This window comes from Hornefia butyriciproducens (assembly GCF_009695915.1).
GTDB classification, from domain to species: Bacteria; Bacillota; Clostridia; order Peptostreptococcales; family Anaerovoracaceae; genus Aminicella; species Aminicella butyriciproducens.
The window spans coordinates 1-21,808 of the sequence record NZ_VUMZ01000006.1 but is presented as its reverse complement, the minus strand read 5'-3'; the positions used below and the strand labels follow the sequence as shown (position 1 = coordinate 21,808).

Here is a 21,808-nt window from a genome sequence, read left to right as displayed (position 1 = left end):
CTCGTCTAGGCCGTTACTACGTTATACACAATTGTGAATACTCCCAGAGCCCAGACATAGTAGGCAAACCACTTCAGTTTCCGGTCGACAACCACCCGGATCATTGCCTTGATGGCCAGAATGCCGCATACTGCGGAGACGACGACACCCGCAATCAGCGGTCCCATCTCCAGACCTACCGAGGACGCCTTCATTGCCGCCGGAATCTCCAGTACCGCCGCTCCCAGAATGGACGGAATCGAAATCAGGAACGCAAACCGGACTGCAAAATCCCGTTTCAGACCGGTGATCAGACCTCCCACCATAGTGGATCCGGAACGGGAAATTCCCGGGCAGATCGCGATACCCTGCAGCACACCGATGAAAAAGCCGTTGCGGAAGTTCATTTTGTCGATGTCTTTGACACTTTTCCCGAGCTTTTCCGAAAAATAGAGCATGCAGCCAGTGATCAGCCAGCCGATTCCGATGGCCCAGAGCTTGCTGTTCAGGGATTCAAAGAAATCGTTGAACAGCAGCCCCATTACCGTCGTGGGAACCGTGGCCCAGATAATCATCAGCCCAAGTTTACGCGTGGGACGCTCTTTGATACGCAGTCCTTTCCCTGTGATCAGGTCCGCGATCATCAGAAACAGTTCTTTAATCAGAGCCCAGATGTCCTTCCAGTACATCACAAATACGGATACCAGCGTGCCGATATGGAGCATGACCGTGAACATCAGGACACGGTCGCTCTCCACGCCGAAGAAATGCTGCAGCAGAGCCAGATGTCCGCTGCTGCTGATCGGCAGAAATTCTGCAAGCCCCTGTACAACTCCCAATATGATTGCCTCAAAATAAGTCAATGTTTCCCCCTTAATCTATTTGTGTGAAATATAATTTTTTTCAACAAGAGCCTCTGCCGACAGCACAGCTCCTCCCGCGGCGCCTCTCACTGTATTATGTGCTAGGCCGATAAACTTGTAATCGAACAGATTATCCTCCCGGAGCCGTCCCATGGTAACCCCGAAGCCTCTCTCATAATCCACATCCAGTCTGACCTGAGGACGATCTTCTTCCTCCATGTATTTGATGAACTGTTTCGGCGCGCTGGGCAGATCGGCTTCCTGAGGAAATCCCCGGAAGTGAACCAGCCGATCGATCAGGTCCTCCTTCGAGGGTTTCTGCGCGAATCGGATTGACACAGCTGCAGTATGTCCGTCCAGCACCGGCACGCGAACGCATTGCGCGGAAATCACCGGCGCCTCTGCGTTGACAATCTCACCGTGCTCAATGTGACCGAGGATCTTCAGCGGTTCCTTCTCGCTTTTCTCCTCCTCGCCGCCGATATACGGAATGATGTTCTCCACCATTTCCGGCCAGTCCGCAAAGGTTTTTCCGGCACCGGAAATCGCCTGATACGTGCAGACGCTGACTTCGATCGGTTCAAACTCCTTCCATGCAGCCAGAGCAGGCATATATCCCTGGATGGAGCAGTTCGGCTTGACTGCTATGAACCCTCGGTTCGTTCCGAGACGTCTCCGCTGAAAGTCGATGACGTCGTAATGTTCGTCATTGATTTCCGGAATGACCATCGGTACGTCTGGAGTCCAGCGGTGGGCGCTGTTATTGGATACTACCGGAGTCTCCGTTCTCGCGTAAGCTTCCTCAATGGCGCGGATCTCATCCTTTGACATATCCACGGCACTGAAGACAAAGTCAACGGTACTGGCAACATTGTCAATATCAGAGACATCCATCACGACAATATCCTTCGCGGCCTCCGGGATCGGCGTCTGCATCTTCCATCTTCCGGCCACCGCATCTTCATAGCGGCTGCCCGCGCTTCTTGCGCTCGCGGCGATGGTAACCACCTCGAACCAGGGATGATTCTCCAGAAGGGAGACAAAGCGCTGTCCTACCATTCCGGTTCCTCCCAGAATTCCAACCTTCAGTTTTTTATCCAGATTTTTCATCTATTTATGACCTCCATTGTGAATTCTATTCATTATAGCATTCCTGCCGGGCATTTTCAACAGGACATGCCCTTTCACAAATGCACGTTCCTTTTCATCTGCCGCTCTTTTCGCAGACGCGTTGTATCCTCTTCTCCCGGATGCATCGCGCGCTTTGCCGAAAAGGTCCCTGTGTTCACTCCGGCAGGCGGCTGCCGCTGAACAAGATGCGGAGCTTTCCGGCACAATAAAAAGCAGGCACCGAAATGCCTGCTTTACATTCGTGCTAAAAGGATTAGCCCTCTGCCATTACTTCGTCGTCTCTAAGAATGCTCTTACCATCGTAGTAGTTGCAGTTGGGGCAAACTCTATGCGGAAGCTTTGGCTGATGACACTGGGGACAAATCGAAAGCCCAGGAGCAGTCATCTTCATGTTTGCAGATTTTCTCTTATCACGTCTGGCTTTAGATGTTTTCCTCTTTGGAACTGCCATTGTCTACACCTCCTCGTACAAAAATTTATATCAAAGATATTTTTTTCGTCAACTTCTAAAGTATATATCCTTTAACAAAATCTGTCAACTGTTTTTATGCGAAGTATCGCGGCTTTTTTTGACAAGCTCGCTGGTTTCTCTTGCAATGACGAGTTCTTCGTTCGCCGGGATCACCATAACCTTGACCGGAGAATCGTCTGTCGACAGCATTGCCTGTACTCCGCGTGCCTGGTTTTTGTGCTTATCCAGCTTGATTCCCAGATTGCCCATGTTGCTGCAGATGAGATTCCGCATGTAGGCGTCGTTTTCACCGATACCGCCGGTGAAAACAAGTGCGTCTACACCATTCATCTCGGCAATGTAGGCTCCGATGTAGAATCGAACCTTGCGCGCGAATATCTTCAGCGCCAGCTCCGCTCTCTTGTTTCCGTCGTTCATTGCCTTCTCCAGATCCCGGAAGTCGCTGGAGATTCCGGAAATACCCAGCACTCCGGATTTTTTGTTCAGCACCTCGACGACTTCCTCGTGGCCGATCTGCATTTTTTCCGCCAGCATGGATACAATGGTGGGATCAAGGTCTCCGCAGCGCGTTCCCATAACGAGTCCCTCCAGCGGCGTCAGACCCATGGAGGTGTCGATGCTGCGGCCGTGCTTGATTGCGGATACCGACGCGCCGTTTCCGAGGTGGCAGGTGATCAGTTTCAGATCATTCACGTCGATGTTCAGCATTTCCGCAGCTTCCTTGGCCATATATTTATGAGATGTTCCATGGAATCCGTATTTACGGATGCCGTAGTCCTCATATGCTTCATACGGAATCGCATAGAGATATGCCTCCGGCCGCATGGTCTGATGGAACGCAGTATCGAATACCGCCACCATCGGTACGCCGGGAATCAGCTCACGGCAGGCTTTGATGCCGTCGAGATTCGGTGGATTATGAAGCGGCGCCAGATCGATACATTCCTTCAATGCGTCCACGACGGAATCATTGATAATGACGGAATTCGCATATTTCTCTCCGGCATGGACGACACGATGCCCCACAGCGTTGATCTCGTCCAGCGACTTCAGTGCACCGTGATCCGGGCTTAACAGCGCGTCCATTACATGCTGAATCGCTTCCTTATGATTCGTCATGGGTGTTTTCAGCACGTATTTGTCATCAGTTTCGGCAAGTTCATGAGTGATAACGGAACCTTCGATTCCGATTCTCTCTACAAGGCCTTTGGCAATCAGCTTCTCTTTTTTCATATCGAGCAGCTGATACTTGAGCGAGGAGCTCCCGCAATTGATAACTAAAACTAACATAAATACTCCTGTTGGTTTAAATTGGTGAAATAACTTTATATGCCGATAAACGGCGCTTTAATATAATCCGAATAATCATAGAGATCATTTCTGGTTATTATATTATACATATCTGATGCGAGGATGTCCGTCGCCAGTGTAGTGGCGATCTCCGGATAGTCATCCTTCTCACGGTTTATATTGGTAATGACAGGAATGGTGCAGCTGTCATTTTTTTTCATTTCCTTGATGAATTTCGCTCCGACATCGTCCAGCGCCAGAAGACGAATATACGGCTTCGCGTTCCGGACCGTATCTTCTGTAATGCCCAGAAGAACCTGTGTCAGGAGCCGGGAGATCCGGGTTCTTGTATATGCCTTCGACTTGATTCTCTGGATCAGCTGCTCCGTCGAGCTGACATAACGGATCTCGTTTTTCAGTTTGTTGCCCAGACCCTCTCCTGCAGAGAATATCTCCTCGAGCTGTTCGTTATCCGACTGCAGAATGCGGGCGCTTACGAGAGAGAAATACGCCTGATCCATATGTTCAAACCGGTCCGGATCCTGTTCCGTCAGGATTTCACGCTGCTTTGCTCCGGACTCGTGATAACTGTCTCCGCGGCGCTTGATTGTCACCGGCCGCATATTTTTTATATGCTTCAGATATTCAATAGCCAGAATGTTATTCGGTTCCCGGATCAGAGCCTCGTCCAGTTCCGGCGCGAGCTGCCTGGCAGCCATGGCCCTCGCCTTCGGATAAGAGTTCCCGTGCTTCAGCAGTTCCTTTGCGATCTGCTCAATATAGACCTCATTCCTGACCATGATCCGGCTGGCGTTTCTCAACGCGTCAACATCGCCGCTCTCACTTCCGAACGCCAAGTAATCGATGCATCCGAATCCCTCCAGAATCCGCACCGCGCCGCGGGCGAAATATTCCGCGCTGTTGCACGCGAAAACGGTTGGAAGTTCGCAGACCACATTGATCCCGTTCTGCACCGCCGTCTGTGCCCGATCCCATTTGTCGTAGACCGCCGGCGTCCCCCGCTGCGTAAAATCTCCGCTCATAACGGAAACGCAAACCTTTGCCTCTGTCGCCTTCATGGCCTTTTCCAGGAGATAGGCATGTCCGTTGTGAAACGGGTTATATTCCCCGATAATTCCGATTGCCTTCATGCTCTACTCATCCTTATCTTCATAGAGCCATTCCTCACCGTTTTTGGTACGTACAGCCATCTCCTTCAGCTCATCCCGGTTCTGCTGCAGAACTTCGCCCATATTATCAAAGGTTCTGGCCATGTAATTGAAGAGCTCATTCAGATACTTTCCGTTCAGCTCATCGAATTTTCCCTGCATATCGTACAGGGTTTTATCCAGATAATCATAGGTCTTCAACTTCAGAATCGTGGAATACTCCTGAGCTTCCTTGTTGATGGCATCGGCTTTCTTCTGTGCGGCCAATGTGATGTCGTGCTCATCGACGAGATAATCCGCCTGTTTTCTGGCCTCCACGATGATCTTCTCATACTCTTCCTTCGCCTCCGACAGGATCCGTCCCTTCTCATCCCGTACCCATTTGGCCTGTTGCACGTCATCCGGCAGGCTGATGCGAATTTCCTTGACGATTTCCATCAGCTCGTTGCCGTCCACCATGATTTTATTTGTCAGCGGAACCGTCGATGCGGTTTCCACAATGTCCTCGATTTCATCTAACAGATCCAATATTGTCATGTCTTCCTCCTATTGATTCACATACTTCTTGACAATCTCGTCCATGATTTTCTCCGGTACCAGTCCTTCCACGCATCCGTTCAGTGAGACGACCTCCTTGATCATGCTGGAGCTGATAAACGAATATTCCGGGCTGGTCATCAGAAATACGGACTCGATTCCCGGGGCGAACAGTCTGGCGTTCATCTGCGCCATCTGTATCTCATACTCAAAATCCGTCGTGGCCCGCAATCCGCGAACCACTGCGTTGAAACGGTTTCTGTTTACATAATCTGCAAGCAGCCCCTCGAAGGAATCCACTGTGACATTCGGCAGTTCATCTGTGATCTCGCGTATCATCGCGACTCTCTCTTCCTTGGTGAACAAAGGATGCTTGGCAGGATTTACGATCACACCCACCACCAGTTCGTCGAACATTCTGGAGGCGCGGGTAATAATATCCAGATGGCCGTTCGTCATCGGATCAAAGGATCCGGTATATAGTGCCTTTTTCATTCATTCCTCCTCAGAAACGGACTCCTGCGGATAACGGTAAATGCTGACGACAGTTTTGCCGTATCGGCATTCTCTGATCCGCTTCAGTCTGCCCGCCGATTCCGGCATGGCGTCTCTGGAGCCGTGCTCTGTTATTATTATACCGTTTCGTGATAATAAATCAAGCCGATCTATCTTCAGCAGGCACTTTTCATACAGTCCCGCCCGGTATGGAGGATCCAGCAGAAAGACGTCCACTTTCTCATGGATCCGATCCAGGGTTCGCTGATAATCTCCCTGCAGGATTACAGCCCGTTCCTCTGCTCCGCAGTGCTCGATGTTCCGGCGGGTCAGACGTATGCTTTCCCGGGCGCTGTCGCAGAAATAGCACTTTTTCGCCCCCCGGGACAGCGCCTCGATACCGAGGCTTCCCGTTCCGCTGAACAGATCGCAGAACACCTGTCCCCAGGTGTCGTTCATCAGCAGATTAAATATCGATTCCTTCACTTTATCAGAGGTCGGACGGATCTCATATCCCGTCGGCGTTTCCAGCTTTCTTCCACGATATTCTCCTGTTATAACTCGCATTTTCTTTCTCCTATAATTCCAGTTTTATGTCTTCCCCGAACATCTTCTCAACCCGCCGTCTCAGCTCCGCATAGCTGTCTGACATGAGTCCGGGATCCTCCTGAAGAATTTCTGCGGCCGCTTTCCTGGCCTTCTCCAGAACATCGCCGTGGCGCACGATATCACTGATGTGCATCTCGGGGAGCCCGTGCTGTCTGGTGCCGAAAATCTCTCCCGGCCCCCGCAGATGGAGATCCTCCTCCGCAATACGGAAGCCGTCTGTGCTCTCACACATGATCCGGATCCTCTGACGGGCAACGTCCGTCTCATTTCCCTGGATCAGGTAGCAGTAAGACTGGTCGCTGCCGCGGCCCACTCTGCCCCTCAGCTGGTGAAGCTGCGCCAGGCCGAATCGTTCCGCATTTTCAATCACCATTACTGTAGCGTTGGCGACGTTGATACCAATCTCAATGACCACAGTGGAAACCAGAACATCAATTGTCCCCTGATAAAAATCCGACATGATCCTGTCTTTTTCCGCCTGAGGAAGTTCGCCGTGAATCAGCGCAACTCTGTAATTCCTGTATTTCTGGCACAGTTCCTGATAAACGCGTTCCGCCGAATGCGCCTCAATCTTCTCCGAGTCCTCGATCAGCGGCGTGACGACATAAGCCTGATGTCCTTCGGCCAGTTCCTTTTCCACCCGGCGGTACACACCGGAGCGCCCGGCTCCGTCCACAGAAACCGTCCGAACCGGCCTGCGCCCTGCCGGCATCGTATCGATTACAGAAATATCCAGTTCCCCGTACAGAATCACCGCCAGCGTCCGCGGAATCGGCGTCGCGGTCATTACCATCACATTCGGATTGGCGCCCTTGACGGACAGGCGGCGGCGCTGCTCGACGCCGAACCGGTGCTGTTCATCGGTGATCACCAGCCCAAGATTCCGGAACGCCACATCCTCCTGAATCACCGCGTGCGTTCCCGTGAGAACATCGATATCTCCGCGGATCAGTCTTTCAAGAACCTCTTTCTTCTCAGATTTTTTCATGCTCCCGGTCAGAAGTCCGACCCGGATCCCATAAGGCTGGAAATCTTCTGTCAATGACTGATAGTGCTGTCTGGCCAGAATCTCCGTCGGCGCCATCATCGCTGCCTGATATCCGCTTCGCGCCGCGCAGAACATGCTGATCTCCGCAACGGCGGTTTTTCCCGAGCCGACATCACCCTGCACCAGCCGGTTCATCGCATGACTCTCCCACAGATTCGCGGCGATCTCGCTCCACACCCGCTTCTGCCCTGAAGTCAGAGGAAACGGAAGTCCCCGGATGAATTCATCTGCCGCCGAAACATCCAGGCGAACGCCTTCGCCCTCCCGGACGTTATCATGCTTCATGTACAAAAGACCGGTGGAGAGAGTCAGCAGCTCATCGAAGATCAGGCGGAACCTGCTCATCAGAATGTGGCTCCGATCCTTCGGGAAATGGATATGATGAAGCGCGAAGGCCGGACCGGCCAGCCTGTATTCCCGCACAATATGCTCTGGAAGCCATTCCGGAATCTCATCAATGACCGGCTCGATCTGCCGCTGGAATTTCCGTACCTCCTTTTGTGAAATGCCGGAAATGGCGGGATAGACCGGAAGAATCTCTCGGACATCCTCCGGAGCGCCTTCCCGGCAGGACTCCGGATGAACCATCTGCACCCGTCCTCGGTTCTCCGTTATCTTTCCGTAAAAGATATACCGGCCATGAATTTCAAACGCCCGGCTCATGTACCGTCCATTGAAGTATACGACCTCAAGCATTCCGGTGTCGTCAGAAACCAGAAAGGAGACCGGCACATGTTTTTTATAGGGGTTGCCGCTGTACCGTCTGGACAGAATTTCACCTCTGATCAGAGCAGGCTTTCCCGGACGAAGTTCTCCGATGGGTGTGAGCTTCCTCCGATCTTCATAGGAGCGGGGAAACCACCATGCCAGATCCTCCAGTGTCGCGATACCGTGACCGGCGAAGGCCTCTTTTTTCTTCTCGCCAATTCCTTTCAGGCTGCTGATATCATCCGTTATCTTCATATCTGTATACGACCTTTGTATTCCTTCTCGCTTTGTGCCGGGAGCGGACTCCGGCGATGTTGATGGTGATTGCCGCAGGCTTTCTGCCGCTGTATTTTACAAAGGCATCTGCAATATAGTCAGCCAGATGCTTCGTCGTTCGCTTGATGCTGATGCCGAACAAAGTAATCACGCTGAATTCCAGCTCGACGCGTCCTTCTTCATTGAAGTCCACGTCAATATACATGGAAAATTCCGTATCGATATACTTCGGCACAATGCCGATCTGCCGTCCCCGCGGAGTTGCCGGCCAGATTTTGCCCCTGCATTCCGGAAGGCGCATTCCCTCAAAGATGATCTGCGCGAAAACCATATTGGAAATGGAAATCTCGCCCAGCTCGGTCTGCTTTGTCAGTGCCATATAATCCCCTCCTAACGAAAACTCCGCTTCAGGAAAATGATGTTGCTGATCACCCGCTCATACAGTGTTTCCAGATATTTCAGGTGCTGCAACGACATGGATTCGTTGACGTGATGCCGCAGATTGTCCTCATCTCCGAAGGTCGGACCGAACACGATGGAATTGGGAACGATCTGCGCATAGGTTCCCACCGTATCCACATGATATTCTGCCGGCCGCTCTGCCAAGTGCTCATACGCCTCTGCCATCGCTTTGATGAAAGGCTGGTTCCTGCTGATAAATGAAGCCGGCTGTGAGCTGATACGGTCGATCCGGACGATATCCTCGCGGAAATACCGTTCGATGGCGGTCAGAACCTGATCCTCTCTGGTATCCGGGCTGAGCCGCGCGTTGATATTGACGAAGAGTCTGTCCTTCTGCCGGAAAATCGCAGTCGGCGCATATACGTTCTCACCGGAATATTCGTTTTTATACCGTCCCAGACTTCCGGGAAGCCCGGCGCGTCTTCCGTTTCCCTCGAAAAATCCGGCCTTCAGTTTCCGGAAAATACGGTAGGTCGTGTCTCGCCGAATCTTCGCTTTGTTCCTGCCGCGCAGAGATTCCAGTGCTTCAGCCATATTAAAAATCGCGTTGTCCGTCAGCGCCAGCATGGAGATATGACCGGCGGATCCGCGGGCGGCAAAGGTTCTTCCGTCATTCAGCGTGACCTTGCAGACCTCCGGGACGGTTTCCGGGTTGCTGCCTGCGCGGACATCTCTCAGAACCTGCCCCTCTGTCTCCAGAGGGAAAGAAATCAGCACGTTAAAACTTCCCATTTCAACATTGCAGAGGGGAAACATCCCGTCGGGACTGAAACTGTAATCAGGCGGGCGATGGGTCAGCAGATAGTCCCGCATGTCGCCGCCTCCGGCTTTCTGCTCCGTCCCGATAATCATGCGGACCTTTTTCCGGGCGGGCAGACCATATCGGCGACTGAGCTCTGCCACGTCTGCCATCGCGAACAGCGCCGCCATGGCGGGTCCTTTGTCGTCCACAGCTCCTCTGCCGTAGATCCTGTCTGCATCCACGACCGGCTGGAAAGGAGGAGACTCCCAGAGAGTGTAATCGCCCGGATGCGCCACGTCAACATGGGTGAGGATGCCAAGTGCCTCGCTCCCCTGCCCGTATTCTATGATCCCGATCCGTCCGTCCGCAGCCAAAGAAACGGAGAAACCGAATTCATCCCCCCGTTGAAGCATATAGTAAAGAGCCTCCAGGCAGTTTTCGCGATCCCCGCTCACACTGGGGATCCGGATCAGATCCGATACCGACTCAACCAGGTCGTACATGGGCAATTCCTTTCCGCTTTGTCCGTTTTACGCTTTAGAAAAAAAACCACACTGAAGTGATTCAGCATGGCGTGTTTCTTACGGTCAGATCAGATGGCACGGTTTACTTTGCCGGATCTCAGGCACTGTGTGCAAACCTTGGCTTTTCTGACAGTTCCGTTATCATCGATCCTGACGGTCTGGATATTAGCATTCCACTTTCTTCTCGTATGTCTGTTCGAGTGGGATACATTGTTTCCGGAAACCTGACCTTTTCCGCAAATTTCACATTTTCTCGACATCTGCCGCACCTCCTATCCTATATCGTTAAGTCTGAACGTGTCATTCATTCCTGATTGATTGTGCCATGCCTAACATCGCACGGACAGCATTATACCACAGATACGCTGATAAGCACAAGTTTTTTTTTATTTGGAATGGATTTTATCGTAATATTCGGCGCGGAGCATCGACATGAGGCACAGATCGTAATATTTTCCGTTCTTTTTTCCTGCATGGCGCATGATCCCTTCATCCTGGAATCCAATCTTATGATACAGGTGGCGCGCGACCTCGTTTTTGACAAAGTGATCAATCGTCACGCGTTCCATATGAAGATTGATGAACGCGTATTCCAGAATCATCCGGATAGCCTCTTCTCCGTAGCCTTTGTTCCGGTTTCCCGGATCCGCGATGTATATCCGCGTCAGATCCAGGCTGTCATCCGCCCGGTTGATCCGGGACAGATAAATCCGACCTATGGGTTTTCCGGAAGGCTTCAGAGTGATCGTGAACAGTTTCTTCTCAGGATCAGACCCGTAACGGATGAACTCCGTGACGATCTCCTGATAATCGCGGTCGTCCTCCATCGTGAAAAATTCCCTGACCTCCTCGCTACTTTCCCACTCCGCAAAGATGGCGCAGTCGTCGAACGCCGTTTCTCTTACAATCAGATTTTTCGATTCCATGGTTAATACTCCACTCACTTCTCGTTTCCTTCTTCCTGCTGATTACTGCGTACCGGCGCATATTACAGCTGCATTGTGTGCCGCATGCTGTTAACTGACCATTGTCATATCCACTGTATGCGGCCATTAAGTCCGACGGGAGTTTAATCCCCGGGCAGTGATTAAATTTCACGAAATTATTACAAATAATTTTTTCATTGTGGTATTATTATATAGTATTTTCAAGGAAAATAAAAGGAGATTAGACGATGATTAACAAAAAAATCACATCCGTTGTGCTGATTTTTTTTCTTATGGCTGCTGCAGCGCTCCTGTCAGCGTGCGGCACCACAGGCAGCGCCAAGACAGAAACAACATCACAGGAGGATCTCACGTCCAAGATTTCATCCAAGATCGACGCATACACCACCGATCTCATGGATTCCAGAGATTCCATGAAGAGCAACCGGGCAATATGCCGGTATCTTCAGAACTGGGCAAAATCCAAAGGCATACATTCTGAAACTGACAGTGCAGGCAATGTCATCATGAGTGTCAGTTCTTCAAAGAAATATAAGGATGCGGCGCCTGTCGTAATCGTCTGTCCATATGATTATCTGGAATTCGACAATTACAGCAGACCCGTCGCGATGGCACTCTACACCATTAAAAACAATGAATCAACGGGCAAGCTCACCGTGATCTTCACCCGTGAAGACGGGCATGACCTCTCCGGAGTCAAGACGCTGAACAAAAAATATTTCACTGACGATGCCAATGTATTCTGTCTGAACGCCGCGGATCAGGGGCTGTTCTCACTGAAATCCGGCGCAAGTTCCACATACCGGTTCACGCAGAGCGTCAGACGGGTTTCACCGACGCTGACAAAGGCGTATAAGATCACTATCAAGGGTCTGTCGGCCACTCAGCCCGATGCTCAGATATCAAAGGCCACGAACCCGATCACGCGTCTGGAGTCGCTGCTGGTTTCGCTGAAGAACCGGAACATCAGCTACGAGATCGCCTCCTTCAGGGGCGGAGAAAACACCAATCTGTACGCGGCCTCAGCCACGCTGACCATCGTCATCGACGCCAACAAAGAAAAGTCCTTCCTCGATAAGATGCAGGAAGTGACGGAGCGATTCAACGAAGACAAGAGCAAGATGCATCCCGGCGCCACCTATACATATAAAGAAGTCGATCTTCCATCCAGCGTGATCCGCAGATCAGACGGAAGCAGGCTGGTCAATTTCATGTACACCCTGCTCGACGGCGTATATGAAAAGGATGAGGACAGCGGAGATCTCGTCTCCATCAACAATGTGTCCAAGATAGACACCTCAGGAAGCCGGGTACAGATCTCCTCGGTCGCTTACAGTCTGAGCGAGACCAACCTGAAGACCATCGATACAGATGCGAGAACACTCTGCAATCTGTCCGATATCAAGTTCAGCAAAACCGGTTCCGTTCCGATGTGGACGGGGAAAGAGGATACAGAATTTACGAAGAACGTCGCTTCCGCCTACAAAAAGACAACGGGAAAGACTCTGAGCTACAACGATTCCGTGACATCCACCTCTGCCTCCTATGTGGCGCAGAAGAACAGCAAATGCAACATTATCAGCATTACACTGAACGAAAATATTCTGAAGGACTGTACAGGAACCATGATCAACTACCTGATCAATTCACTTCCTGAAGATGACGACTGATCTCTTCTGCGTCCGGCTCCGGGCCGGGCGCAGTTTTTATCCATAACTGAAAGAGCCGTGTCCGGGCGGATCCATTCCGCCGGAGCACGGCTCTTTTCTGTCTGCTTCATCTGATATTCAGTTGACATTCAGTTTTCTGCAGCCGGCCATAGGGACCGGCTCTCAGCCCAGCACGTCCTTTGCCGCAGCAGCAGATGCCATAGCGTCCGCCACGTAATAGTCTGCGCCGATGGATTCTGAATAATCCTTTGTGACCACAGCTCCACCGGTCATGACTTTGCATCCCGGAGCGGCCTGACGAATCTGGCGGATGGTTTCCTCCATGTTGCCCAGCGTGGTTGTCATTAGCGCCGACAGACCGACCAGATGAACGTGATCCCGCACGACACGGTCCACGATGACCTTCGGATCCACATCCTTCCCCAGGTCGATGATGTCGTAGCCGTAATTTTCCAGAATCACTTTCACGATATTTTTGCCGATATCATGAACGTCCCCCTTCACTGTGGCAACGATGATCTTTCCCTTCGAGACACTCTGTCCGCCGCCGGCTGCCAGGCGCTTCTTGATGACCTCGAAGGCGGCCTGCGCAGTCGTCGCTGCAAGAATCAGCTGCGGGATAAAGATCTTTCCGGTCTCAAAACGCTTTCCGGTTTCATCCAGAATCGGAATCAGCTCATTGTTCACGATATCAAGAGGATCTCTGGTTTCCAGTTCCTTCTCAATAAGTTCCCGGCAGGGTCCCTCCAGTCCGTTGCTGATATAATACGACAGCGTTCCCTCTTTCTGATTCACCGCGGAAACCGTCTTTTTCCCCGGAGTCGGCGCGGCGGACACCGCTTCCGTGTCTTTATATTTGTCAATGAAATCACGTGCGTCGCGGTCAATTCCCATAATCAGCTTGTAGACGTCGATCGCCGCTACCATTCCGGGCGCCGCCGGATTGATAATCGCCAGATCCAGACCGCAGGTCAGCGCCATCTGCAGGAAGTTCTGATTGATCAGCGGGCGCTGCGGAAGTCCGAAGGAAATGTTGGATACACCCAGAACCGTTTTCAGTCCCAGCTCACTCTTCACCCGGCGGATCGCCTCCAGAGTGTTGGAAGCATTATCCTGCTCCGCAGAGACAGTCAGAGTCAGACAGTCCACATAGATATCCTTTTTGGGGATTCCCAGAGACAAAGCACGGTTCATTATTTTCCGCGCAATTTCCAGCCTCTTCTCCACTGTTTTCGGGATTCCGTCTTCGTCCAGTGTGAGAGCGATGACAGAAGCTCCATATTTTTTTACAATAGGAAGAATCGCGGCCATGGATTTTTCCTCGCCGTTTACAGAGTTGACGATAGCCTTACCGCAATAAAGCCTGAGCGCAGCCTCCAGAACTTCCGGGTTTCCGGAATCGATCTGAAGAGGTGCGGAAACGTTGCCCTGCAGCTTTTTGATTATGTTTACAATAACCTCTTTTTCGTTTACTCCGGGTACGCCCGCGTTTACATCCAGAATCTCCGCGCCTTCGGTCTCCTCCTGCAGCGCCATATCAAGAACATAGTCGAGATTTCCCTCTGCGATGGCAGCTTTCAGTTTTTTCTTGCCCGTCGGGTTGATTCTCTCCCCGATTACTCTCGGACGATCCAGGAGCACGATACTTTCCGGCGTACAGACAGCCGGCGGAATCTCAGCCTCGGAGCGGTTCGAAGCCGCACTGCTCAGCCGCAGCTTCAGCTGCCTGATGTAGTCCGGATCAGTTCCACAGCATCCGCCGGCCAGACGAACACCGCAATCCGCCAGACGCTCCGCATAATCCGCGAACTCCGTCGCTCCCACCAGATATTTCCCGGTTTTAGGATCGGGAAGCCCCGCATTCGGTTTGGCGACAATCGGAAGTTCCGTCCACTGAGAGAGCTCCTGAATCAGAGGAAGAAATTCCGCCGGGCCCAGACTGCAGTTGATGCCGATGGCATCTGCCCCCAGTCCTTCCAGCGTCAGCGCCATTGAAGGAATAGATGTTCCGGTGAATGTCCGGCGGTTCTGCTCAAAGGACATGGTACAGATCACCGGCCGTTCTGAATTTTCCTTGGCGGCGAGAAGCGCAGCGCGCATCTCGTATAGATCTGTCATGGTCTCAATGACGATAAGATCTGTTCCCTTCCCTGCGACGATCTGCCTTCGAAATATCTCATAGGCCTCCTCAAAGGTGAGATTTCCGTTCGGCTCTACAAGACGACCGATCGGTCCGATGTCCAGCGCGATCTTCACATCTGTTCCGACAGCCGCCTCTGCGGCGTTTTTTACGGCAGCTGACGTCAGTTCCTCAACGGTATATCCACAGCCCTCTATCTTGTAATCGTTGATGCCGAAAGAGCAGGTGTAGATCACATCTGCGCCCGCTTCTATGTATTTTCTGTGAATGTCCTGTACAATTTCCGGACGGGTAATATTCAGAACCTCCGGAACCTTTCCGACCTCCGCGCCGCTCTGCTGCAGCATCGTTCCGAAACCGCCGTCCAGAATGATGAAGTCCGGATTCCCGAACAGTTTTTCAATTTTATTCAATCGCCTCATCTCCCTCTTTCTTATTAGAACAAGGTTTTAACGTTCTGACAGATCCTTCTGGCGATATACGGATTATTCATGGTGTAGAGGTGAATGCCGTCTACTCCGTGTGCCAGCAGATCCACAATCTGGTTCGTCGCATAGGCGATTCCCGCATCCCTCATCGCTTCAGGTTTATGTTCAAATTTTTCCATCATTTTGATGAATTTCTCCGGAAGCGTCGCGCCGCAGAGCGTCACCATACGTTCAATCTGTTTTTTGTTCACCACCGGCATGATTCCTGCCTCGATCGGAACGTTTATTCCGGCGATTCTCGCCTTCTCCAGGAAGGAGTAGAACATCCCGTTGTCAAGGAACAGCTGAGAGATCAGATGCTCTGCGCCGGCGTCCACCTTCAGTTTCAGGTTACGTATGTCGTCAATCATATCGGGGCTGTCGGGATGTCCTTCCGGATAGCACGCCGCTGAAATTCCGAAATCATAGTGGCTCGCTCGGATATACCTGATCAGATCGCTGGCGTGCGGGAAGTCCTCCTTGGGCGGGACATCCGGGACGCGGTCACCCCGCAGGGCCAGAATGTTGTCGATTCCTGCATTCGCCAGTCGCTCCAGCATAATATCGATCTCCTCCCTGGTGGAGTTCACGCAGGTCAGATGCGCCGCCGCTTCCAGGCAGTACTGCTTTTTAATCGCAGACGCGATTTCACAGGTGGAGTTATTAGCCAGGCTTCCGCTGGCACCGTAGGTCACGCTGATAAAATCGGGATCCAGGTAGTGGAGCTGATCCAATGTCGTATAAATCGTATTAATGTCCGCGTCTCTCTTCGGCGGGAAGATTTCAAAGGAAAAGACCGTTTTTTCTCCATTGAATAAATCTTTCAGATTCAAGTAATCACCCTCTTTTTCGTATCATTATCCCTAATAATATACCAAAATGGTATGTTATTGCAACACTTATTTTTTTACAAAGTAGATATTCAGATCCACGTTCTTCCTGATGCCTTTGATTTTCCCTGTGGAGGAGTACTGCCACATCGCGTACTGATAGGGATAATAACTCGTCTTACTGTAATGTGCCAGCCAGAATTCATATCCCGTCAGATACCGGAGATCCAGATTTTTCAGCAGCCATTCCGGATTGCCGTAGATCATCGGACGGAAGCTGTTCTTCTGCACGATTGTACAAAAGGCGTCTGCAATTTCCGTCTTTTCTTTTTTGGTGAGTTCTCCTACCCGGTCGCCAGGCGTATGCTCCATGTCATATACCACCGGATAGGTGATGCCCCTTCCCCGGATATGTCGGACTACATATTTCGCCTCCCGGACCGCTTCGTCTGTGGTAATCGCCTGGGAGTAGAAATAAACGCCGACGTTCAGCCCGGCCTTTTTCGCGCCCTTCAGGTTTTTCCGGAAGTTCTCGTCCTCATGAATCGTCCCCTTCTCCGAGCCGCTGTATCCCACCCGGATCATCGCGAACCGGATGCCTGCGCCGTAGACCTTGTCCCAGTCCACGTTCCCTTGAAATACAGAAACATCGATTCCGGGAATGGAACGGTAATTTCTGTCCCGGTAATGACGCAGTCCGTTCTCGGTGTACAGTGCGTCGGAGCTGTACCGGTTCATCCGTATCGTGTCCTTTTTCCCCAGACCGTTGTAACTTCCCAATACGACATAGGAAATGCAGAACAGGAAAACCGCCGCCGCTGCCATCACCACTACAGCGGTGATGAGCGCAATCCGACGGTCGCGGATACGGAGGCCTCCGCGGCGTTTCCGACCCGGTCGTCCGGGTTTCCGCGACCTCTTTCGGCCTGACGAACGGACACTTTTCCCATTCCTGACCGATGTTGCCGGCTTCCGCGACTTCTGTATTATGTTTGTTCCTTTTGCTCCAGTGATTCCTTTTGTTTTTCTCATAGTCCCTATACTAACATAATTCCCGTTCTAAATAAAGTTTAATTGACGAAACGCAGGAAGTCCTATATGATAAACGTAAGAGAGGAGAACTCATGATAGACTACGAAGAATTGTCAAGACAGATAACCGGGTTCCGAAGAGATCTGCACCGGATCCCGGAGCTGGGTTTTTTCGTCTACAGGACGAACGCCTACATCCGCAGCATCCTGGAACAACTGGACTGCCGCATTGAAACCATCGCGAAAACAGGTCTGGTGGCCTTTTTCGATTTCGGCAGGGAGAAAACTCTCTGCTACCGCGCTGATATGGATGGACTGCCCATTGAAGAGGAAACCGGCGTTCCCTATGCATCAGAAAACGAGGGCTGTATGCATGCGTGCGGTCACGACGGTCACATGGCCAATATGCTGGGCTTCGCCAGGATTCTGAACCGTTATAAAGAAGACGGCGTCCGTTTCAACTACAATGCGCTGCTGCTGTTTCAGCCCGCAGAGGAAACGATCGAAGGAGCGCGAACCATCATCGGAACAGATTTGTTTAATGAATTCAATGTTATTGCAATCTTCGGCCTGCATATGTGGCCATTCCTTGAAAAGGGAGAAATTACTACAAAGCCTGGACCGATGATGGCCAAATCCACGAATGTCCATATTGAAATCCACGGACTCAGCGCGCACTGCGGCGAGCCGGAGAAGGGTCACGACGCGCTGGTGGCCGCCTGCAGGTTCATCGATCTCGTTTATGACTATAAAGACGAACACATCCGGGAACGCTCTGTTCTGAAGTTCGGAAAAATGCAGAGCGGAACTGTGCGGAACGCCATTTCTGACCATACCGTCATCGAGGGCACCATGCGGACCTTTGAAGAACAGACATGGAAAAAGCTGGTGAACGCCATGAAGCATTATGCCCGGCAGGTTGCGCGCAGATATCAGGTCACCATCGACGTGGACACCTCCAAATATCATCCGGCGGTCGTAAACAGCCCCGAGCTTTATGAAAAAGTAAAAGGAGAGCTTCTGGAGCACCACATGAATTTTGTCGCGCTCCGCCGACCCTCCATGATCGCAGAGGATTTTTCTTTCTTCGAAAAGGAAATCCCTGGTCTGTTCTTCTGGCTGGGCACCGGAACCGGAATCCCGCTCCACGCCAGCACCTTTAACTTCGATGAATCCGTCCTGATCGAGGGAGTCAAGCTCTTCAATACGATCTTTACCGAATTCGACGATTTCAACGCGGCTCCGATTGAGGAATCCGCCGTTTAACTGTGATTCACCGTTTTCAATTCGATTTTTTCATCGGCGCATTCCGCCACATAGGAGGAATGCGTCACGAGGATCACACATTTGCCGTTTTTCGTTGATTGCTTCAGAGAATTGTGTTTGTTTTTGGTTCGTTTTTTGTCCCGGGACCGCAGTCTTCTACGCTCTTCCCGCGGTTTCCGGCACAAAAAAGAGACTGTAACCCCGCGGAATCCGGCGTACTGCCGATTCTCCCTCGCGGCGCAGTCTCTCTGTGTCCGCATGTTATTCCTTATAATTCTTCTTTTTCGTCTACTTCATCCATTTCATTGTAAGCGGCAATCAGTACGATCGCTGCGACAGCACAGAGGCTGATGACGGTCCATGCTTTCTTCATCGGAATCACTCCCTTCATAGTTGTATTATATCGTCTTATCGGTGCAAAATCAATTCTAATATTTTTATATTTCGCTGACGCGAACTCTGCCGCGCCCCCGGGCTGTTCCGATAATGAGCCGCCGACGCTTCCGCTTCGCTGACGGTTACGGACGCTTCAGCCTCCGTAGCCCGCCAGTTCATATAAAAGCTCCCGTTCTTCTTTGTCGACCGCCATTCGTTCACAGATCAGCGCCAGCGCTTCTTCGCTGAACACAAATTCCGGATCCATGCATAACTGCGTGAAATCATTTTTACTGATGCCGCTCTGACTGAAGGTAATCTCTCCGGATGAGATTTTGCGGTCGTAAATCCTTAAAAATACCTGATTGAATGTCATTGGAATTTTTCACCTCCCGGCTGCGCGTTTCCATGCTCTGTCTCCGTATCGGGATTGACGTGAACCATGCAGTGCTTGATTTCGGGATTTTCCCGTTCCAGCAGACGATGAACAGCCTCAGCGGTATCATGAGCCTCACAGAGCCGGAGCTGTCCGTCCATAGTAATCTCAACATCCACGTAGATTCTGGATCCGAACTGCCGTGTTCGCAGGGAATCGATGTGTTCCACGCCCTCCACAGACAGAATCTCCTTTTGGAGTTTGCGAATAATCTCATCGTCGCACTTCCTATCGATCATTTTATCCATGGTTTCTCTGAAGATATCAAAAGAAACCTTGATGATCATCACTCCGATGATTACACTGGCCAGCGGATCCAGAACCGGGTACCCCAGCCGTGCTCCCAGGATTCCCACAAAACTTCCGATTGAACTCATCGCATCAGACCGGTGATGCCAGGCCTCCGCCTTCAGCGACACCGAGTTAATTTTTCTCGCGGAGAGAATCGTATACCAGTACAGGCCTTCCTTTGTGCCGATGGAAATCAGCGCCGCCGCAAGCGGGAGCAGCGTGGGGACAGCAATGCTCTCCGGGTGAAGGATCTTCATCAGGCCGTGATAGCCGATTAATGCTCCCACAAAGAAAAGAATATCCGCCAGAAGTGTTGATACTACGCACTCCATCCGCTCGTGACCGTAAGGATGCTCCCGGTCCGGCGCCTTGCCGGAAAGATGCGCGCCGATGATGACCAGCACCGTTCCCGCCACGTCCGAGGCCGAATGTACTGCATCCGAAACCATCGCCGCGGAATTTCCCAGAATTCCCGCCACAAATTTAAACGCCGCCAGCAGAACATTCAGCGTAATGCTGACCGCGGACACACGATAAATCACCTTCTGTGACGAAAGCTCCCCCTTCTCCCCGGGGTTCTTCTCTTTTCTCTGCCCTTTTCTCATACTCATCGCCTGCTATCATTTCGTCCGGAGCCGCCACTCCGGGTCAGTTTCCTTTGTTGCTTCAATTTCTGTCTTTAAGATAATACCACAGGTGCAGCCTGCATTTCAAGTATAACGGAGAGGGCGTTCAGAGCGTAATGCGGAGTGGTTTCTTGGTATGAAAAACTCCCTCTTTGGCGAAAAGGGAGATGTCAATTGATTATTTCTGTGGAATCCCGTTTAAGATAATCGTTTGAATGCCATATTTCCTCATTTGCTGGATTTCCGCAAGTGTGAACATCTTCTGATGACCGGACACCCATGCATGTCTGTCCAGTCCTTTAGAGTTCTTGTAGAACTTTGAATTCACTTGACTGTCGTTGATGCAGATTCCGTTCATTTTATATTTCTTTGCGAATTTCTTCGCCTTGGATGTGTCTTTAGCATTCTTAATCGTTACTATGGCTTTAATTTGCACACCATATTTCTGACGGGCATATTTCTTGGCATACACCGCATACTCTGCAGGTTTATTTCGAAATCCAAGATATACGGTTCGTTTACTCAGTACCCCTGTTTTATGCAAGAACCTGACAGATTTACGAATTCCTGCTTTTGTCATTCCGCTTTTGACTTCCACAACCGGAACCATTTTGTATTTTTTACACGCTCTGGCAAAGTCACCAAAGGTCGCTGCTCCTTTTGTTCTGTATTTATCGTCGGTCCTGTTATTTATTGTTTTTATTACGTTTTTATAACTAAAACTTCGTAAAGATTTTCCATTGATTTCGCTGTCGTGAGCGGTCACAATCACCATGTGATTGGCTTCGTTGATATCGCATTCACAACCCCAGAAACCAGCCTTCCCGGCCGCTTCAAAGGCTTCCTTTGTATTGGTTCTCATAGTTTCATTAGACAAGAATCCCGCATGGGCAACATATTTTACCGTTGCCGCATGTACGGTTATTGGAAATGCGGCAACAGTACATAGAAGTACTCCCCCTATATGAATCGCAATAATTAACCTAGCCCGTTTTCTCAATTTCACGTCTTTCCTCCTCGTATAATATATTTAATTATCACACTTCCGTCCTGTTTTTTTCATACATGTACGCTAAATTTGGGTATTGTAAAGATGTTTCAGGGCGTATTCGACATTTACATTGTACTTACTTTTTTGTTACAATGCGTACACTCTCTGTTTTTCGCGTACAACAAACAATTAGGCTTCCGATAATACGAATTGAGCCTCAGCTAAAGTATAGCACAAATCCGAACCGTTTTGGGCACTTTCGAACAAAAAAAGGTATTATGCATAAAATCAGAACAGAGATCATACGGTTCTAAAAAATATGTTGGGGTGGCTCACTGTCTGTGAGCCATCTTTAGATTGAAAAAGTAAGAGCATCAAATACCAAAATCCTGTAGAATAAAGCTGCGAAACAAAACCCTCAGGAGGTAATCAA

General features: G+C 50.8%; 22 protein-coding genes. 2 read left to right on the top strand and 20 right to left on the bottom strand.

Features of this window, described 5'->3' with window-relative positions; all coding sequences use genetic code 11:
* Positions 1–5 precede the first annotated feature (5 nt).
* From FYJ64_RS07145 to FYJ64_RS07085, 13 genes are all read right to left on the bottom strand, one after another.
* Positions 6–818: an undecaprenyl-diphosphate phosphatase gene (locus tag FYJ64_RS07145; protein WP_206045582.1), complete on the bottom strand. Its 813-nt coding sequence runs from the start codon at positions 816–818 to the stop codon at positions 6–8.
* A gap of 39 nt (positions 819–857) precedes the next feature.
* Complete coding sequence (asd, locus tag FYJ64_RS07140) at positions 858–1,952, bottom strand: aspartate-semialdehyde dehydrogenase (RefSeq protein WP_465250626.1); 1,095 nt, start codon at positions 1,950–1,952, stop codon at positions 858–860.
* A 274-nt stretch (positions 1,953–2,226) separates the two neighbouring features.
* Complete coding sequence (gene rpmF / locus FYJ64_RS07135; RefSeq protein ID WP_154574495.1) at positions 2,227–2,424, bottom strand: 50S ribosomal protein L32; 198 nt, start codon at positions 2,422–2,424, stop codon at positions 2,227–2,229.
* 84 nt (positions 2,425–2,508) lie between these two features.
* On the bottom strand, positions 2,509–3,735 hold the full coding sequence (locus FYJ64_RS07130; protein WP_154574494.1) for an acetate kinase: 1,227 nt from the start codon (positions 3,733–3,735) through the stop codon (positions 2,509–2,511).
* 35 nt (positions 3,736–3,770) lie between these two features.
* A complete protein-coding gene (locus tag FYJ64_RS07125) occupies positions 3,771–4,886 on the bottom strand; it encodes a tRNA(Met) cytidine acetate ligase (RefSeq protein ID WP_154574493.1) in 1,116 nt (371 codons plus the stop codon).
* 3 nt (positions 4,887–4,889) lie between these two features.
* Positions 4,890–5,441, bottom strand: a complete 552-nt coding sequence (locus FYJ64_RS07120; RefSeq protein WP_075711918.1) for an ATP synthase subunit B family protein — start codon at positions 5,439–5,441, stop codon at positions 4,890–4,892.
* A gap of 9 nt (positions 5,442–5,450) precedes the next feature.
* Positions 5,451–5,936: a pantetheine-phosphate adenylyltransferase gene (gene coaD / locus FYJ64_RS07115; RefSeq protein ID WP_154574492.1), complete on the bottom strand. Its 486-nt coding sequence runs from the start codon at positions 5,934–5,936 to the stop codon at positions 5,451–5,453.
* Positions 5,937–6,503: a 16S rRNA (guanine(966)-N(2))-methyltransferase RsmD gene (gene rsmD, locus FYJ64_RS07110; RefSeq protein WP_154574491.1), complete on the bottom strand. Its 567-nt coding sequence runs from the start codon at positions 6,501–6,503 to the stop codon at positions 5,937–5,939.
* 10 nt (positions 6,504–6,513) lie between these two features.
* Positions 6,514–8,556, bottom strand: coding sequence for an ATP-dependent DNA helicase RecG (recG, locus tag FYJ64_RS07105; RefSeq protein WP_154574490.1), 2,043 nt, complete (start codon positions 8,554–8,556; stop codon positions 6,514–6,516).
* Positions 8,540–8,956: an Asp23/Gls24 family envelope stress response protein gene (locus FYJ64_RS07100; protein WP_154574489.1), complete on the bottom strand. Its 417-nt coding sequence runs from the start codon at positions 8,954–8,956 to the stop codon at positions 8,540–8,542. Before FYJ64_RS07100 ends, recG begins: the two co-directional genes overlap by 17 nt.
* A gap of 11 nt (positions 8,957–8,967) precedes the next feature.
* Positions 8,968–10,284, bottom strand: coding sequence for a M20/M25/M40 family metallo-hydrolase (locus FYJ64_RS07095; RefSeq protein WP_154574488.1), 1,317 nt, complete (start codon positions 10,282–10,284; stop codon positions 8,968–8,970).
* Positions 10,285–10,373: 89 nt separating this feature from the next.
* A complete protein-coding gene (rpmB, locus tag FYJ64_RS07090) occupies positions 10,374–10,565 on the bottom strand; it encodes a 50S ribosomal protein L28 (RefSeq protein ID WP_075711924.1) in 192 nt (63 codons plus the stop codon).
* Positions 10,566–10,691: 126 nt separating this feature from the next.
* Entirely contained in the window at positions 10,692–11,249 is a 558-nt protein-coding gene (locus tag FYJ64_RS07085; RefSeq protein WP_154574487.1) for a GNAT family N-acetyltransferase, read from the bottom strand.
* Positions 11,250–11,479: 230 nt separating this feature from the next.
* Here FYJ64_RS07085 and FYJ64_RS07080 point away from each other — a divergent pair, with 230 nt between their 5' ends.
* Positions 11,480–12,922 carry a peptidase dimerization domain-containing protein gene (locus FYJ64_RS07080; RefSeq protein WP_154574486.1) on the top strand — a complete coding sequence of 481 codons (1,443 nt, stop codon included), beginning with the start codon at positions 11,480–11,482 and terminating at the stop codon, positions 12,920–12,922.
* A gap of 162 nt (positions 12,923–13,084) precedes the next feature.
* On the opposite strand, the gene FYJ64_RS07075 is transcribed toward FYJ64_RS07080, so the two are convergent.
* From FYJ64_RS07075 to FYJ64_RS07065, 3 genes are all read right to left on the bottom strand, one after another.
* Positions 13,085–15,475 carry a homocysteine S-methyltransferase family protein gene (locus FYJ64_RS07075; protein ID WP_465250625.1) on the bottom strand — a complete coding sequence of 797 codons (2,391 nt, stop codon included), beginning with the start codon at positions 15,473–15,475 and terminating at the stop codon, positions 13,085–13,087.
* Positions 15,476–15,498: 23 nt separating this feature from the next.
* On the bottom strand, positions 15,499–16,362 hold the full coding sequence (gene metF / locus FYJ64_RS07070; protein ID WP_154574484.1) for a methylenetetrahydrofolate reductase [NAD(P)H]: 864 nt from the start codon (positions 16,360–16,362) through the stop codon (positions 15,499–15,501).
* A 66-nt stretch (positions 16,363–16,428) separates the two neighbouring features.
* Positions 16,429–17,184 carry a glycoside hydrolase family 25 protein gene (locus tag FYJ64_RS07065; RefSeq protein ID WP_206045581.1) on the bottom strand — a complete coding sequence of 252 codons (756 nt, stop codon included), beginning with the start codon at positions 17,182–17,184 and terminating at the stop codon, positions 16,429–16,431.
* A 299-nt stretch (positions 17,185–17,483) separates the two neighbouring features.
* Between FYJ64_RS07065 and FYJ64_RS07060 the strand changes: the two genes are divergently transcribed.
* The gene (locus FYJ64_RS07060; RefSeq protein ID WP_154574482.1) at positions 17,484–18,656 is read left to right on the top strand and encodes a M20 metallopeptidase family protein; all 1,173 of its coding nucleotides are present in this window, start codon (positions 17,484–17,486) and stop codon (positions 18,654–18,656) included.
* Between the two features lie 268 nt (positions 18,657–18,924).
* Here the strand turns inward: FYJ64_RS07060 and FYJ64_RS11670 are convergent, their stop codons facing one another.
* The 4 genes from FYJ64_RS11670 to FYJ64_RS07045 form a co-directional block, all read right to left on the bottom strand.
* A complete protein-coding gene (locus FYJ64_RS11670) occupies positions 18,925–19,047 on the bottom strand; it encodes a hypothetical protein (protein WP_268891411.1) in 123 nt (40 codons plus the stop codon).
* Positions 19,048–19,185: 138 nt separating this feature from the next.
* Positions 19,186–19,407 (bottom strand): hypothetical protein, encoded by a 222-nt coding sequence (locus FYJ64_RS07055; RefSeq protein WP_154574481.1) that lies wholly within the window; start codon positions 19,405–19,407, stop codon positions 19,186–19,188.
* Complete coding sequence (locus FYJ64_RS07050) at positions 19,404–20,369, bottom strand: cation diffusion facilitator family transporter (protein ID WP_321041166.1); 966 nt, start codon at positions 20,367–20,369, stop codon at positions 19,404–19,406. The genes FYJ64_RS07055 and FYJ64_RS07050 overlap by 4 nt, the downstream gene beginning before the upstream one ends.
* Positions 20,370–20,562: 193 nt before the next feature.
* The gene (locus FYJ64_RS07045) at positions 20,563–21,390 is read right to left on the bottom strand and encodes a PI-PLC domain-containing protein (RefSeq protein WP_154574480.1); all 828 of its coding nucleotides are present in this window, start codon (positions 21,388–21,390) and stop codon (positions 20,563–20,565) included.
* Positions 21,391–21,808: the final 418 nt, after the last annotated feature.